Consider the following 14,808-nt stretch of genomic DNA (forward strand, 5'->3'; position numbering starts at 1 on the left):
TTGTTTTCCATATCAGTTGCGGGCGTGCGAGAGCAGGAAGCCGTCCACGCCTTCGAAGTTCGACAGTTCCGTGGCCAGCGACGACAGCGGCGCGCCGGCGTGGTTGGCCAGCGCCAGCGCCACGAAGCGCCACTCCTGGCAGCCCTTGTCGCTGCCGATGGTGAGCGAGCCGCCGGCGATCTCGTAGCCGCGGTCCAGGGCCTGTTTGCGCAGCTCGTTTTCCTGCGGACGCACGCCGGGCTTGAAACGCAAGGTCACGGCCACCGCCTGGCGCGACGGCAGCGTACTCACCGCGCGGTTCAGGTAGATCATGATCATGGCCGAGAAAAAGGCCAGGCCCATCGCCGCCATGTAGAAGCCGACGCCGACCATGATGCCGATCACCGACGAGGCCCAGATCGAAGCGGCCGTCGTAAGGCCGCTGATGTTGAAGCCCGAGCGCATGATCACGCCGGCGCCGAGGAAGCCGATGCCGGTGACCACGCCCTGGATCACGCGGGTCGGATCGACCAGCGCCACCGCGGCGCCATGTCCGCCATACCAGGAGTTCGGATAACCGGCGATGACGGTCAGCGCGCACGAGGCCATGCACACCAGGCCATAGGTGCGCATGCCGGCCGCGCGCCCGTGATAGGAGCGCTCGTAGCCGACCATCAGGCCCAGCAGCAGCGCGCCCAGCAGGTGCAGCAGCACCAGGGCGTTGGTCAGCAGCTCGGCATGCGACCAGTAGGCCCGGATCACCTCGGACACGGTCATCACCGGGTCGTGCACGACGGTTGGATTCAAGGCTGCTTCTTCCTCACCAGCTGCTTTTCGAAAGCGGCATCGTTCTTGGTGATGCGCTTTTCGGGCTGCGGTCCGAGGCCATCGACGAATTTCACGAAGTCGTCCAGCTCCATCGGTGGGCACAGCGGCGGCGCGCCGGCCTTCTCGGACAGGAAGAAGTGGCCGTCACCGGTACGCGCCATCGAATAGGTGGTGGTGCCGGTGCGCCTTTTCAGGCGCTCGACGGCGGCGCTGGCGCGGGTGGAACGGACGCCGGCCGCCATCTCAGATCTCCTTCGTACGCAGTTCGAGCCAGTCGCGCGCGGCGCCGTCGACCAGCGGCAGCAGGCGCGCACGCACGCTGCGGTGGTAGTCGTTCAGCCACGCGACCTCGTCGCCGCGCATCAGGGTCATGTCGATGCAGCGGGTGTCGATCGGGCACAGGGTCAGCGTCTCGAAGCCGAGGAATTCGCCGAACTCGGTGTTCTCGACCACCTGGGCCAGCACCAGGTTCTCGATGCGGATGCCCCAGCGGCCCGGGCGGTAGATGCCCGGTTCGTTCGAGGTGATCATGCCCGGCTCCATCGCCGTGTGCGGCTCCGGCATGGCGGTCGGCGAGATCACCTGCGGGCCTTCGTGCACGTTCATGAAGTAGCCGACGCCGTGGCCGGTGCCGTGGCCGTAGTCGATGCCGGCGGCCCAGATCGGGGCGCGCGCCAGGGCGTCCAGCATCGGTCCCTTGGTACCGCGCGGGAAGCGCGCCACCGACAGGTTGATCATCCCCTTCAGCACCAGGGTGAAGTCGCGCTTCTGCGCGGCGGAGGGCGTGCCGACCGGGACCACGCGGGTGATGTCGGTGGTGCCGCCCAGGTACTGGCCGCCGGAGTCGATCAGCAGCAGGCCGTCGCCTTCGATGGTCGCGCAATTCTCCGGGGTGGCGCGGTAGTGCATGATGGCGCCGTTGGCGTTGAAGCCGGCGATGGTGCCGAAGCTGGGGCTGACGAAGCCCGGACGGCGCGCACGCGCGGCCGTGATCTGCTCGTCGATCATGACTTCGGTGAGCGGCGCGCGCTTCGGATCCGAAAGTTGCGCTTCGAGCTGAGCGAAGAAATCGCACAGGGCGGCACCGTCCTGCTCCATGGTGTCGCGCACGTGATCGGCTTCGGCCGGCAGCTTGCGCGATTTGGCGAAGGTGGTCGGATTGATCGCTTCCACCACGCGCACGTTCGCGGGCACGGCGGCGCGCATGCCGGCGGTGACGCGGCGCGGATCGAGCAGCAGGCTGGAGCCGGCCGGCAGCGCCTGCAGGGCCTGGACCGCCTGCTCGTAGGGGGCGACGCGCACGCCGTCCCGCTCGAGACGCTCGCGCAGCGCGGCCGGGACCTTGCCCTCGGCGACGAAGATGGTGGCGCCGGACGGTTCGACCAGCGCATGCGCGACGAATACCGGGTTGTAGCTGACATCGGCGCCGCGCAGGTTGAACAGGTAGCCGATGTCGTCCAGGGTCGAGATGAAATGGCGCTCGGCGCCGAGTTTCGCCATCGCGTTGCGGACGGCGTGCAGCTTGTCGGCGCGCGCCATGGTGGCGTACGGCGCCTCGTGTTCGTAGACCGGTTCGGGCGGCAGGCCCGGACGGACGCTCCAGATCTCGTCCAGCAGGTCGAGGTCCGTGCGCAGATGGATGCCGCGCGCCTTCAGCGCGTCTTCCAGCAGGCGCGCCACGGCCAGGCCCAGCACGCGGGCGTCGACGGCGACGGTCTGGCCCGGCTGCATGGTCTCGGCCAGCCAGTCGATGTGCAGGAGGCTGGCGCCCGAAGGGATCTTCATCAGGCGGACCTCGGTGCCCGCCAGTTCCTGCTCGGCCTGGGTGTAGTAGCGGCCGTCGGTCCAGACGCCGGCGAAATCGCCGGTGGCGATGAAGGTGCCGACCGAGCCGGTGAAGCCCGACAGCCATTCACGGCCCTTCCAGCGGCCTGGCAGATACTCGGACAGGTGGGGATCGGCGGAAGGAACGATGAAGGCGTCGACCTGGTGGCGCGCCATTGCGGCGCGCAGTTGGGCAAGGCGTTCGGCGCGCTGGCCGGTGGTGTCGATTGCTGGCTGATTGGCTGGCATATTTGCTGGCATGTTGGGGATGCGGGTGTGTTGTGGATTCTCCAAGCTGCGTATGATACGCCCCTCTGTCAGGATGTGGCGCAGTCGGCAACTGCGCCAAGCCAAGAGGAACACCGTCCGCGGCATTCTGACGGATAATCGAAGCTGCATTCTTTTTCTCACAATAAACCATGCAAGAACAGGACTTTCATTACACCCGCGCCCGCGAACTCCTCGCCCGCGCCGAGGAACTCGTCAGCGCCGATACGGTGCAAGCCGCCGTGCGAAACGTCGCCGAGGTGCTGAACCAGCGCTTCGACACCGACGCCACCGGCGAATTCCCGCTGGTGCTGGGCGTGATGGGCGGCGCGGTGGTCTTCACCGGCCACCTGCTGCCCCAGCTGAGCTTCCCGCTCGAATTCGACTACATCCACGTGACCCGCTACGGCGACCTGGACCGCGGCGGCGAAGTCGTGTGGAAGGTGATCCCGCGCCAGAACGTGGCCGGCCGCACCATCATCGTGGTCGACGACATCCTCGACGAAGGCGAGACCCTGGCCCATGTGAAGCAGCGCCTGCTCGACATGGGCGCGGCCGAAGTGATCCTGGCCGTATTCGCCGACAAGGAACTGGGCCGCGCCAAGCCGGTGCAGGCCGATATCGTCGGGCTGACCATCCCGAACAAGTTCGTGGTGGGCTTCGGGATGGATGCGCATGGTTACTGGCGTAACCTGCCGGGCTTGTGGGTAATCAAGGAAGAGGACAAGCAGGTGGAGGAAGAACCACCTGCGGCGTAATCAAGGTCATTCCCGCGAAAGCGGGAACGACGTTCATTTGATGCACAAGCGCTCCCGAGCCGCCTGATACTGCGCCTTCAGCCGCTCCACCATCTCCGCCACCGTCGGCACGTCATCCATCAGCCCGACACCCTGGCCCGCGCCCCAGATGTCGCGCCAGGCCTTGGCGCTGCCGGAACCAAAACTCATCTTGCTCTTGTCCGACACCGGCAGGTTCTCCGGATCCAGCCCGGCCGCCACGATCGATTTTTTCAGGTAGTTGCCGTGCACGCCGGTGAACAGGTTGGTGTACACGACGTCCGCCGCGGCGGAGCCCACGATCGCCTCGCGGTAGGCATCGCTGACGTTCGATTCCTTCGTCGCCAGCCAGCGCGAACCGATGTAGGCGAAGTCGGCGCCCATCGCCTGGGCCGCCAGGATGGCGTCGCCGGTGGCGATCGAGCCGGACAGCGCGATCGGGCCATCGAAGAATTTGCGCACCTCGCCCACCAGCGCGAACGGCGACAATGCGCCCGCATGGCCGCCGGCACCGGCCGCGACCAGGATCAGGCCGTCGACGCCCGCCTCCAGCGCCTTCTCGGCGTGGCGGATCGAGATCACGTCGTGCATCACGATGCCGCCGTAGGCGTGCACCGCGTCCATCATCTCCTGCGGCGGCGCGCGCAGCGAGGAGATGATGATCGGCACCTGGTGCTTCACGCAGACCTCGACGTCATGCGCCAGGCGGTCGTTCGACTGGTGGACGATCTGGTTGACGGCGATCGGCCCGACCTTCTTATCCGGATGCGCTTCCTGGTAATCGCCCAGCTCGCGCTGCAGGTCGGTCAGCCAGACGTCCAGCTGCTCGGCCGGGCGTGCGTTCAGCGCCGGGAAGGAGCCGACGATGCCGGCCTTGCATTGCGCGGCGACCAGCGCGGGGCCGCTGGCGATGAACATCGGCGACGCGATGACGGGTAAGGAAAGGTCTTGCAGGACGGTAGGCAGCGCCATGGATATTCTCGCGGATGGGGTTGATCGGACCAGTTTTCCGATTATAGGGCCAAAAAAGCACGACCGTGCTAGATCTTCGGCTCTAATTCCGGCACTCAACTGTCCAGCAGCTGGTCGCCCTGCAGCCGCGCCGCACCGGCCTTTTCCAGCGCCTGCACCGCCCAGCGCGCCAGTTCGGCGGCCGGACGCGGCAGGAAGCGGCCACGCGCCAGCACCAGCAGCGGCACGGTCCCGAACAGGGCTTCCACCTCGGCCAGCGGCATGCTGCGGCGCTCCAGCAGCAGGAATTTCAGCAGCACCTTGACGGCATTCTCGGCGTTGCGCACCGGATCGGCAGCCAAATAAGCAAGGCGGCCGTAAGCCCGCTGCAAAGCGGCGTCGACATCGGCAAACGGCGCACCATGGCCGGGAATGACGAGACCTGGCCGCAACGAGACGATCAGGTCGAGCGTGGCCCTCACCTCGTCGAAGCCAGGCTCGCCCGCCAGTTCAGGAAAGATCACCCCGAAGCCGTTCTGCCACAGGGCGTCGCCGGCGATCAGGATGCCCTCTTCTTCGCACCAGAACAGCAGCGCGTGCGGATCGTGGCCGGGCGCGGCCAGTGCCTGCCACTGCAAGTCTCCCATGATCAGCGCATCGCCGGGCGCGATGGTCTCGTCGACGCTGAAGCGCGTGCATTGCTGGCCGGTGGCGCGATAGCTCAGCGCCTCCTCGTCCCAGGCCCGGACCTTGTCGGCTTCGGCGACCGGAATCGCGATGCGGCAAGCGAAGGCGTCCTTCAAGGCCGCGTTGCCGCCGCAGTGATCCGAATGCAGGTGGGTGTTGACGACGCGGTCCAGCGGGCGGCCGTCCAATGCGTGCCGCACCAGCGCCAGGGTTTGATCGGCATGCGTGACGTAGCCGCTGTCGACCAGGGTCGTCCCGGAGCGACCGCTGAACAGGATGTTGTTGGCGGACAGCCAGCCGCGCTCGAACACCCGCATCGAGGCCGGCAGCCGCATCACTCGAAGAGCTGCGCTTCGCGGCGCCGGATTTCGGCCCATACGGCGCGCTTGTAATCGTCGTCGGCGCGGCCCCAGGCGACGATCTCGTCGATGGTGCGCATGCAGCCTTCGCACAGGCCGGTCGAGGGGACCATGCGGCAGATGTTGATGCAGGGGGATGGGACGGGGGTTTGCTGTTCCGGATTCATGGTCATGCTGAAGCTTTCTCGATCTTGCCTGCCAGTTTGGCATTGAAGCGCGCCGGATCGATCACGACGCGCTCGTGGATGCCTTCGCAGATGCGTTCGACGTCATCCCAGGCTTCGACCCTGAAGCGCACGCGGCGGCCGTCGACCTCGAGGACCTCGCCCTTCACGTGCAGGGTCATGCCGGGCGGGGTCGGCGCCACGTGCTGGAAGCTGACCATGGTGCCCAGGCTCTGTTCGTTCGGCCAGTCCATATAGGGCATCATGCCATGCAAACAGGCAAGTTCCATCATCCCGACCATATAGCCGGTAGCGAGCACGTCCGGCATGTCGAGGCAGAATGGAGTATCGTGGTAGAGCTGAGGCACCGTGGCGCGTGCAGGTACCGTGTAGTACCACTCGAAGCGGATGCCGGGCTGAAATTCGGGACGCATGGTGGGCAGATTAACGTATCCGGACGAATCGCGCTTGACCAGAAAGCTCATGGGCGTAGAGTTCGACCCTTTGGCCCGCACAGTAAGGTTGATGCAAGTTTGCCGACCAAGACTGAGAACCCGGCCATGGCGCCGACAAAGGAGGGCTGATGTCCCTAAGTAATAAATTGCTGGCGCAAATGCGCGCCGCGACCCGTTCCCTGATGCGCCGCGGCCCGTCCGTGGCGCGCACCGTGATGCGCGAATCGATCAAGACCGCCTCCAGCATGCACCCGGCGGCAAAACAGAAAGCGGCCTCGAACCAGATGAGCTTTGATCCCGTCTCCGACATGTTGGCCGACCTGAGCCGGATCGGCCAGTCGGTCAATCCCTTCAATGTGCCGCCGCTGTCCACCGGCGCGGCCGCGATCGGCCTGCCCGGCCACTTCATCGACGGATCGTTCACCGCCGACGCCGGCACGCGCGACTACAAGCTCTACGTGCCGAGCACCTATGCCGGCCAGCCGTCTCCGCTGCTGGTGATGCTGCACGGCTGCACCCAGAATCCGGACGACTTCGCGCTCGGTACCGGCATGAACGTGCTGGCCGAGGAGTGGAATTGCCTGGTCCTGTATCCGGCCCAGTCGCAGCAGGCCAATGCCCACCGCTGCTGGAACTGGTTCAATGCGATCGACCAGAAGCGCGACCAGGGCGAGCCGTCCATCATCGCCGGAATGACGCGCGACATCATGGCGCGCTACGTCGTCGATCCGCAGCAGGTGTACGTGGCGGGGCTGTCGGCCGGCGGCGCGATGTCGGCCATCATGGGCACCCTGTATCCGGAGCTGTATGCGGCGGTGGGCGTGCATTCCGGCCTGCCTTTCGCGGCCGCGCACGACCTGCCGACGGCGATGGCCGCCATGAAGGGCGATTTCCGCCGTCCGAAAAGCGGCAAGGTGCGCGAGCTGCCGATCATCGTGTTCCACGGCGACCAGGACACGACCGTGCACCCGGCGAATGGCGAAGAATTGATCCGGCGCCGGCGGCGCCATGCGGCCGAACAGGTCGCGGTCGAGCCGGGCCAGGTGCCCGACGGCCACGCCTACACGCGCACGGTGCACCGTCATCCGGACGGGACGATTCATGCGGAACACTGGCTGGTGCACGGCTTCGGCCATGCCTGGTCGGGCGGCGATGCGCGCGGCAGCTATACCGACGGCAAGGGCCCGGACGCGAGCCGCGAAATGATGCGCTTCTTCCGCACCCGGCGCTGACGATGCAGGCCTTAAACCTTCCCGGACGACGCCTGTTGCTGTTGCGCGATATGCTGGCCCAGGCAGGCCGGACACCAGCAGCCGGGCACGGGCTGTTCCGCGCCGGATTGCGCGACGGGAACCGGTACGACCGGCGGCAAGGCGGTGCACCAGCACGGGCCGTCGCCGCCGTCCACCATGGCGCAGCCGAAGGCGGCGCCGCAACGTGTACAAATGCTCATGGGCCCACCTTAGCCGCATGGGCCGGAAAATACAACAAGCTGCCTTTATAATGCGCACTGCGACGGGCCATTGCCTGTAAAATCTCGCAAATTCTTTTTGGACCCCCAATGAACGCTACGCTGAGCACAATGACGGGCGACGACCAGAAGAACGACCTGACTGCGGTCTCGCCGCAGATCAAGGCGCAGATCCTGGCCGAAGCACTTCCCTATATCCGCAACTTCCACGGAAAAACCATCGTCATCAAATACGGTGGCAACGCGATGACCGACGAACGCCTGAAACACGGGTTCGCGCGCGACGTCATCCTGCTGAAGCTGGTCGGCATGAACCCGGTGGTGGTGCATGGCGGCGGTCCGCAGATCGACAACGCCCTGAAAAAGATCGGCAAGCAGGGCACCTTCGTGCAAGGCATGCGCATCACCGACGAAGAGACCATGGAAGTGGTCGAGTGGGTGCTGGGCGGCGAAGTCCAGCAGGACATCGTCATGCTGATCAACCACTACGGCGGCCAGGCGGTCGGCCTGACCGGCAAGGACGGCGGCCTGATCCGCGCACGCCGCATGGCGATGCCGGACAAGGAAAAGCCGGGCGAATTCCTCGACATCGGCTTCGTCGGCGAAATCGAGGCGATCAATCCAGCCGTGGTCAAGGCCCTGCAGGACGACGCCTTCATTCCGATCATCTCGCCGATCGGCTTCGGCCAGGATGGCCAGGCCTACAACATCAATGCCGACGTCGTCGCCGGCAAGATCGCGGAAATCCTGAAGGCCGAAAAGCTGATCATGATGACCAACATCGCCGGTGTGCAGGACAAGCAGGGCAATCTGGTCACCGACCTGTCGGCGCGCGAGATCGACGAGATGTTCGCGGACGGTACGATTTCCGGCGGCATGCTGCCGAAAATCTCGTCGGCACTGGACGCCGCCAAGTCCGGCGTCAATACCGTGCACATCATCGACGGGCGCATCGAACACAGTTTGTTGCTGGAAGTCTTGACCGAACAGGCCTTTGGCACTATGATCCGGTCTCACTGAAATTTTGCAGCGGTTCAAGTCGCTGCAAAATGCAAGAACGATGCCCTTGTAGCTCAGTGGTAGAGCACTCCCTTGGTAAGGGAGAGGCCACGTGTTCAATCCACGTCAAGGGCACCATCTGGAGCGGTAGTTCAGTTGGTTAGAATACCGGCCTGTCACGCCGGGGGTCGCGGGTTCGAGCCCCGTCCGCTCCGCCAGAATCGAAGAGAAAAGGTCCGACTTGTCGGGCCTTTTTTCTTTTTAGCTACAGGAGGGTCTCCCCTGCGGGAGACCCGGTTTCGGGCTCGAAGGGAATCGCTTGCAAGCGATTCCGCGGCCCGCGGGACGTGGGCGAGCCCCGTCCGCTCCGCCAGAATCGAAGAGAAAAGGTCCGACTTGTCGGGCCTTTTTTCTTTTTATGACCCGTCCTGGAATAGATTGACACTTTCAAGGAGTGTCGACATGGACGAGAGGGTAAAACGTACACAACGCGACTACACCCTGGCCTTTAAACTTGCTGTAGTTGATGAGGTGGAAAGGGGCGAACTGACGTACAAGCAAGCGCAGCAGCGATATGGGATTCAGGGCTGTTCGACAGTGCTGAAGTGGCTGCGCAAGCATGGGCGCCAGGATTGGGGTAGCCTCAAGGGACCGAACCAGCGCAGGAGCGATCCCGTGAGCAAGCAAGCTAAACCGCAGACGCCAGAGCAGCGCATCAAGGAACTGGAAACGCAGCTCAAGGATGCCAATCAGAAGGCGCAGTTGTTTGAGGCGATGCTGGAGGTGATCCGGAAAGAGTACGGGGTCAAGCTGCCAAAAAAGCCTTCAGGCGAGTCATCGAGCAAGGGCAGGTAGCGAGCTTGAGTCTCGCCAAGGCATGCAAATTCATTGGTATAAGCCGACAGGCGTACTACCAGCAGATCCGTGCCGAAGCGGCCTTGCAGGAGCGTGATGGCAAGGTCGAGAAGTTGGTGCGGGAAGTGCGTCGGCGCCAGCCGCGGATAGGTGGGCGAAAGCTGCATTATCTCTTGCACGATCGCTTTTCAGCTGCTGGCATCAAACTGGGACGCGACGCTTTGTTTGCGACGTTGAAGCGCGTTCACCTGCTGGTAGCGCGGGCCAAGGCGTACCACAAGACGACTGACAGTTTTCATCGGTTTCACAAGCATCCTAATCTGCTCAAGCCTGCAACAGCCATCAAGGTGGCACAGCGTTCCGAGCAACTCTGGGTCGCCGATATCACTTACATCCCCACACAGCAGCAATGCGTGTACCTGAGCCTGATTACGGATGCATTCTCCCGCAAGATCGTCGGCCACCACGTCCACGCCACCTTGCAAACCGAGGAGGTAGCCAAGGCCTTGAAGATGGCACTGGGCTCACGACACGGCCGTCTACCGTTGATTCATCACTCCGATCGCGGGCTCCAGCATTGTGCAAGCAGCTATCAGGCCCTGCATCAAAAACATGGCCTGACGTGCTCGATGACCGACGGATACGACTGCTACCAGAACGCCTTGGCTGAAAGGATCAACGGCATCCTCAAGACAGAGTATCTGCTAGCCCGTCCTCGAGACCTGGACCAGGCAAGGCGCATGGTGGAACAGTCAGTCGATATCTACAACAAGGAACGACCACACCTGGCCTTGAAATACAAAACGCCCGATGAAGTACATCGGGCGTCTTTAAGAGCGCAAGAATCTAGCGAATCTTGCTACATTTGACTGTCAACCTATTTCAGGACTAGTCATTCACTTCAATAAACCCGCTCCACCTGCGCGCCCTGCTCCTGCAACAGCGCCGTCACGCTCCCTTTTCCCAGCAGGTGCAGCACGCCGACCGCGGCAAAGGTCTTCCTTTCCTGACGCAGCAAGTGCAGCAGGCCCCCGGCCAGGCCGGCATTGCGTTCCTTGAGCAGCACCTGGTTCACGAATTTCCCGGACACGCTGGCGTCCGCATCGCCGCGCGCGGCGATCGCGTCGAGGGCGGCGCGGTCGGCGCTGCGCCAGGCCTGCACCATGGCGCGCGCTTCGCGGCGCTGGGCGCCGGAGACGATCGTGCCCATCGTCTCGTCGAGGAAGCGCCAGCGCTCGGGCTCGCTCAGGCGGTCGAGCAGCGACAGCTGGCGGTCCAGGGATTCGAGTTCGAGGATGCGGGTGCCCTTCGCGCGCGCCTGCCGCGCCAGCCAGGCCTCGCTCGACAGCTGGCTGCGGTAGCCCTGCCTGGTGTACTCGGCCATCGCCAGCAGGGTTGCCAGCAGCACCGGCTTGAAAGTCCTGGCGTTGGCGGGATCGAGTCCGCCTTCCGCGACCAGGCGTTCGAGCAGGGCGCGGCGCTCGGGATCCATGCCCTCGTAGCCGGCGCTGCCGGCTTCCAGCATGCCGTGCTCGTGCAGGGCGCGCAGCAGTTCGCGCTGCGGCTGCGCGGGATCGATCTCGAGCGCCAGGGTGGACGACTGGTCCAGGGCCTCGGCGATGCGCGGCTCGAGCGGATAGAACTCGGGCAGGCCGACGTGCAGGGTGCCGAACAGGTGCATTTCGTGGCCGTCCAGCGTGATCCGGAACAGGGCGCCGCGCTCGGCCGCCGTCGCCGTGGGACTGGCCAGCCAGAGCAGGCCGAACAGCAAGGCGAAGGATCGCGAAACAATGGCGGGGACAACGCGGGACATGAGCGGAGGCATACGCTCTCCTCGTCGGCATGGATAATCGGACTTGTCATTTGATTATCGAACTGCCCGACAGTGACCCTCTGCGCATGCGCACATGCGGTGTCGATATAATGCAAGGCTGCCTCCTCTTACAAAGCTTGCCGTGCCTACTCCCTCCTCCCTCGTCTGGCTGTTTGACCTCGACAACACCCTGCACGACGCTTCCCACGCGATCTTTCCGGCAATCAGCGCCAACATGAACACCTATATCGCGCGCGTGCTCGGCGACGGCACCACGCCGGCCAGCCAGGAAGCGGTGAATGCGGCCCGGCTCGGCTACTGGAAGCGCTACGGCGCGACCCTGCTCGGCATGATCCGCCACCACCAGGTCGACGCCGCCGACTTCCTGCGCGAGACCCACGACCTGAAAGCCCTGCAGGACATGATGCGCTGGGAACGCGGCCTGTCGCGCGTGCTGAAGCGCCTGCCCGGCCGCAAGATCCTGCTGACGAATGCGCCCACCGCGTATTCGACCGAGGTGCTGCGCCATATCGGCCTGCAGCGCCACTTTGCCCACCATATCGCGATCGAGGACATGCACGTGCACCGCCAGCTGCGGCCGAAGCCGTCGACCTTGATGCTGCGGCGCCTGCTGCGCAAGCACCGGCTGGCACCGCAGCGCTGCGTGCTGGTCGAGGACACCCTGGTCAACCTGAAGCACGCCAAACGCGTCGGCATGCGCACCGCCTGGGTCACGCAATACCTGCGCTACGCCGATCCGAGCGGTAAAGCCCCCCTGCCGAAAATGCTAAAACGACCCGCCTATGTCGATGTCAAAGTAAAATCCGTAGTTCAGTTGCCGGCGCACCTGCGCCGGCTGCGCTCATCGACCTGAATTTCGACCTGAATACGGAGCACCACGAGAACATGGCAAGCACCAAGCCGGGACAACGAAAACTGCAGATCCTCCAGGCCTTGGCGGCCATGCTGGAGCACCCGAAGGGGGAGAAGATCACGACCGCGGCACTGGCCGCGAAACTGGCGGTATCGGAGGCGGCGCTGTACCGTCACTTCGCCAGCAAGGCGCAAATGTTCGAAGGGCTGATCGAGTTCATCGAGTCCAGCGTCTTCGGCGTGTGCAACCAGATCACGGAACGCGAAGACGACGGCGTGGCCCAGGCGCATGCGATGCTGCAGATGCTGCTCTTGTTCTCGGCGAATAATCCCGGCATGACCCGGGTACTGATCGGCGACGCCCTGGTGGGCGAGGACGAACGCCTGCAACTGCGCATGAACCAGTTCTACGACAAAGTCGAACTGGCGTTCAAGGGCGCGCTGCGGGTGGCCGTCACCCAGGGCCACGGCCGCGAGGAAGACGTGGGTGCGCGCGCCAGCCTGCTGGTGTCCTATGTGACCGGACGCTGGCACCGCTTTGCCAAGAGCGGCTTCCGCCAGCACCCGGCGGAAAACAGCGCCCTGCAACTGTCGCTGCTGCTGGCCGCCTGACCCGGGAGCCCGAATGGACGACGGCATCTTTGCCCTGCTCGACGACGCGAGCGCAGACGGTAATCCGCCTTCCCGCTCGCGCCTGTACCGCGACTACGCCGGTATGCTGGCCTGCCACACGGTGCAGGAATGGCCGGCGCTGCTGGCGCGCCTGCAGGAAGCGCTGGCGACCGGCCTGTACGCGGTGCCGGTGCTGAGCTATGAGCTCGGCGAACAGCTGCTCGGCATCGTGCCGCCGGCCGCGGTCCAGGATGCGCCGCTGGCCCAGGTACTGCTGTTCCGCGGCGTCGAGCTGCTGTCGGCGGGCGAAGTGAAGAACTGGCTGGACGAACGCGCCGGCGCCGGCGGCCCGGCCGGGATCGCCGACGTGCGCAGCAACGTCGACGAGGCGGCCTTCACCCGCGCCATCGGACGCATCCGCGACTACATCGCCGCCGGCGACACCTACCAGGTCAACTACACCTACCGGATCCGCTTCGACGCCTTCGGTTCGATCTTCGCCCTGTACGCGCGCCTGCGCGAGCGCCAGCCGGTGCCCTACGGCGCCCTGATCGCCCTGCCGGACGGCCGTGCGGTGCTGTCGCTGTCGCCGGAACTGTTCGTGCGCCACGACGCCGGCCGCCTGCTGGCGCGGCCGATGAAAGGTACCGCACCGGCCAGCGGCGACCAGGACATCGACGCCGTGCGTTCCTCGGCGCTGGCGGCCGATCCGAAGAACCGCGCCGAGAACCTGATGATCGTCGACCTGCTGCGCAACGACCTCGGACGGATCGCGCGTACCGGCAGCGTCGGCGTGCCGGCCCTGTTCGAGGTGCGCCGCTACAGCAGCGTGCTGCAGATGACCTCGACCGTCCAGGCCCAGCTGGCCGACGGCACCGGGCTGGACGCCATCTTCGACGCGCTCTACCCCTGCGGCTCGATCACCGGCGCACCGAAGCGCCGCACCATGGAGATCATCCACGAGCTGGAGCCGGCCCCGCGCGGCATCTATACGGGCGCGCTCGGCTGGATCGATCCGCCGGCCTTCGGCGCCCACTCGGCTGCCCTGGCCGGCGCGCGCTTCGGCGACTTCTGCCTGTCCGTGCCGATCCGCACCCTGGTGCTGCAGCCCGAGCACAACGGCGTTCGCCACGGCGAACTCGGGGTCGGCGCCGGCATCGTCTACGACAGCGATCCCGCCGCCGAATATGCCGAGTGCCGGCTGAAGGCGGGCTTCCTGACCGGGCTGCCGAACGGCTTCCAGATCTTCGAGACCATGTACGCCACCCGCGAGGAAGGCTGCCGCCACCTGGAACGCCACCTGGCGCGGCTGCGGGCTTCCAGCGCCTACTTCGGCTATCCCTTCGCCGAGGAACTGGCGCGCGCCGGCGCAATCGCCGCCTGCGCCGTGCTGCCCGAGCACACCCCGCACCGCCTGCGCCTGGCGCTGCAGCCGGACGGCGAGGTCGTCGTGCAGACGGCGCCGCTGACGCCGCTGGAAGGCCCGGTCGAGGTGCTGTTATCAAGCGAACCGGTAGACTCCAATGCCCTGTTCGCGCGCCACAAGACCACCATCCGCAGCCGCTACGACGCCGCCTGGAAGCAGGCCGAAAACGAAGGCGCCTTCGACACCCTGTTCTTCAACGAGCGCGGCGAACTGGCCGAGGGCGGCCGCAGCAGCGTGTTCGTGCGGGTCGGCGAGCGCTGGTACACGCCGCCGCTGTCGTCCGGCGTGCTGCCTGGCGTGATGCGGGCCGTGCTGCTGGACGATCCTGCCTGGAATGCGATCGAATGCCCGATCTCGCGCGAGACCCTGGAGCGCGCCCAGGAGATCGTGGTCTGCAATGCCTTGCGCGGACCGTTGCGGGCAACGATTCGGCGCTGACCGAAGCATGGTCCTGCCCGCCTGCCCTAGC

The 14,808-nt window shown here is 65.3% G+C and carries 16 protein-coding genes and 2 tRNA genes; 9 read left to right on the plus strand and 9 right to left on the minus strand.

Going from position 1 to position 14,808, the window contains the following annotated elements; all coding sequences use genetic code 11:
• Positions 1 to 12: 12 nt before the first annotated feature.
• The 3 genes from AB4Z32_RS21320 to AB4Z32_RS21330 are packed head-to-tail and all read right to left on the minus strand — an operon-like array spanning position 13 to position 2,880.
• Entirely contained in the window at positions 13 to 756 is a 744-nt protein-coding gene (locus AB4Z32_RS21320; protein ID WP_442123925.1) for an MgtC/SapB family protein, read from the minus strand.
• A gap of 26 nt (positions 757 to 782) precedes the next feature.
• Positions 783 to 1,049, minus strand: a complete 267-nt coding sequence (locus AB4Z32_RS21325; protein WP_442123876.1) for a hypothetical protein — start codon at positions 1,047 to 1,049, stop codon at positions 783 to 785.
• Between the two features lies 1 nt (position 1,050).
• Positions 1,051 to 2,880, minus strand: coding sequence for an aminopeptidase P family protein (locus AB4Z32_RS21330; RefSeq protein WP_442123877.1), 1,830 nt, complete (start codon positions 2,878 to 2,880; stop codon positions 1,051 to 1,053).
• A gap of 170 nt (positions 2,881 to 3,050) precedes the next feature.
• On the opposite strand from AB4Z32_RS21330, the gene AB4Z32_RS21335 reads away from it, so the two are divergent.
• Positions 3,051 to 3,656 (plus strand): hypoxanthine-guanine phosphoribosyltransferase, encoded by a 606-nt coding sequence (locus AB4Z32_RS21335; RefSeq protein WP_442123878.1) that lies wholly within the window; start codon positions 3,051 to 3,053, stop codon positions 3,654 to 3,656.
• Positions 3,657 to 3,689: 33 nt separating this feature from the next.
• Here AB4Z32_RS21335 and AB4Z32_RS21340 read toward each other — a convergent pair whose 3' ends face one another.
• The 4 genes from AB4Z32_RS21340 to AB4Z32_RS21355 all read right to left on the minus strand — a co-directional run bounded on the left by AB4Z32_RS21340 (position 3,690) and on the right by AB4Z32_RS21355 (position 6,269).
• Positions 3,690 to 4,646, minus strand: coding sequence for an NAD(P)H-dependent flavin oxidoreductase (locus tag AB4Z32_RS21340; RefSeq protein WP_442123879.1), 957 nt, complete (start codon positions 4,644 to 4,646; stop codon positions 3,690 to 3,692).
• A 95-nt stretch (positions 4,647 to 4,741) separates the two neighbouring features.
• Positions 4,742 to 5,647, minus strand: coding sequence for an MBL fold metallo-hydrolase (locus tag AB4Z32_RS21345; RefSeq protein WP_442123926.1), 906 nt, complete (start codon positions 5,645 to 5,647; stop codon positions 4,742 to 4,744).
• Positions 5,647 to 5,838, minus strand: a complete 192-nt coding sequence (locus tag AB4Z32_RS21350) for a DUF1289 domain-containing protein (protein ID WP_442123927.1) — start codon at positions 5,836 to 5,838, stop codon at positions 5,647 to 5,649. Before AB4Z32_RS21350 ends, AB4Z32_RS21345 begins: the two co-directional genes overlap by 1 nt.
• A 2-nt stretch (positions 5,839 to 5,840) precedes the next feature.
• On the minus strand, positions 5,841 to 6,269 hold the full coding sequence (locus AB4Z32_RS21355) for a thioesterase family protein (RefSeq protein WP_442123880.1): 429 nt from the start codon (positions 6,267 to 6,269) through the stop codon (positions 5,841 to 5,843).
• 149 nt (positions 6,270 to 6,418) lie between these two features.
• Here AB4Z32_RS21355 and AB4Z32_RS21360 point away from each other — a divergent pair, with 149 nt between their 5' ends.
• A complete protein-coding gene (locus AB4Z32_RS21360; protein ID WP_442123881.1) occupies positions 6,419 to 7,522 on the plus strand; it encodes an extracellular catalytic domain type 1 short-chain-length polyhydroxyalkanoate depolymerase in 1,104 nt (367 codons plus the stop codon).
• An 11-nt stretch (positions 7,523 to 7,533) separates the two neighbouring features.
• On the opposite strand, the gene AB4Z32_RS21365 is transcribed toward AB4Z32_RS21360, so the two are convergent.
• The gene (locus AB4Z32_RS21365; RefSeq protein ID WP_442123882.1) at positions 7,534 to 7,743 is read right to left on the minus strand and encodes a cysteine-rich CWC family protein; all 210 of its coding nucleotides are present in this window, start codon (positions 7,741 to 7,743) and stop codon (positions 7,534 to 7,536) included.
• Positions 7,744 to 7,851: 108 nt separating this feature from the next.
• On the opposite strand from AB4Z32_RS21365, the gene argB reads away from it, so the two are divergent.
• The 4 genes from argB (at position 7,852) to AB4Z32_RS21385 (ending at position 10,484) form a co-directional block, all read left to right on the plus strand.
• Positions 7,852 to 8,781 carry an acetylglutamate kinase gene (gene argB / locus AB4Z32_RS21370; RefSeq protein WP_197416498.1) on the plus strand — a complete coding sequence of 310 codons (930 nt, stop codon included), beginning with the start codon at positions 7,852 to 7,854 and terminating at the stop codon, positions 8,779 to 8,781.
• A 42-nt stretch (positions 8,782 to 8,823) separates the two neighbouring features.
• Positions 8,824 to 8,898, plus strand: a tRNA-Thr gene (locus AB4Z32_RS21375).
• 3 nt (positions 8,899 to 8,901) lie between these two features.
• Positions 8,902 to 8,978, plus strand: a tRNA-Asp gene (locus AB4Z32_RS21380).
• Between the two features lie 244 nt (positions 8,979 to 9,222).
• Positions 9,223 to 10,484, plus strand: a protein-coding gene (locus AB4Z32_RS21385; RefSeq protein WP_442123883.1) for an IS3 family transposase whose coding sequence is annotated in 2 segments (ribosomal slippage) — positions 9,223 to 9,567 and positions 9,570 to 10,484 — 1,260 coding nt in all. Because the reading frame shifts where the segments join, the coding sequence is not laid out codon by codon here.
• A gap of 32 nt (positions 10,485 to 10,516) precedes the next feature.
• Here AB4Z32_RS21385 and AB4Z32_RS21390 read toward each other — a convergent pair.
• Positions 10,517 to 11,440, minus strand: coding sequence for a TraB/GumN family protein (locus tag AB4Z32_RS21390; RefSeq protein ID WP_442123884.1), 924 nt, complete (start codon positions 11,438 to 11,440; stop codon positions 10,517 to 10,519).
• 82 nt (positions 11,441 to 11,522) lie between these two features.
• Here AB4Z32_RS21390 and AB4Z32_RS21395 point away from each other — a divergent pair, with 82 nt between their 5' ends.
• The 3 genes from AB4Z32_RS21395 to AB4Z32_RS21405 are packed head-to-tail and all read left to right on the plus strand — an operon-like array spanning position 11,523 to position 14,777.
• A complete protein-coding gene (locus AB4Z32_RS21395; RefSeq protein WP_442123885.1) occupies positions 11,523 to 12,302 on the plus strand; it encodes a pyrimidine 5'-nucleotidase in 780 nt (259 codons plus the stop codon).
• A 32-nt stretch (positions 12,303 to 12,334) separates the two neighbouring features.
• Positions 12,335 to 12,913, plus strand: a complete 579-nt coding sequence (slmA, locus tag AB4Z32_RS21400) for a nucleoid occlusion factor SlmA (RefSeq protein WP_442123886.1) — start codon at positions 12,335 to 12,337, stop codon at positions 12,911 to 12,913.
• Between the two features lie 13 nt (positions 12,914 to 12,926).
• A complete protein-coding gene (locus AB4Z32_RS21405; RefSeq protein WP_442123887.1) occupies positions 12,927 to 14,777 on the plus strand; it encodes a chorismate-binding protein in 1,851 nt (616 codons plus the stop codon).
• The last annotated feature ends 31 nt before the right edge of the window (positions 14,778 to 14,808 follow it).

This window comes from Massilia sp. 2TAF26, assembly GCF_052115005.1.
GTDB lineage: Bacteria > Pseudomonadota > Gammaproteobacteria > Burkholderiales > Burkholderiaceae_D > Telluria.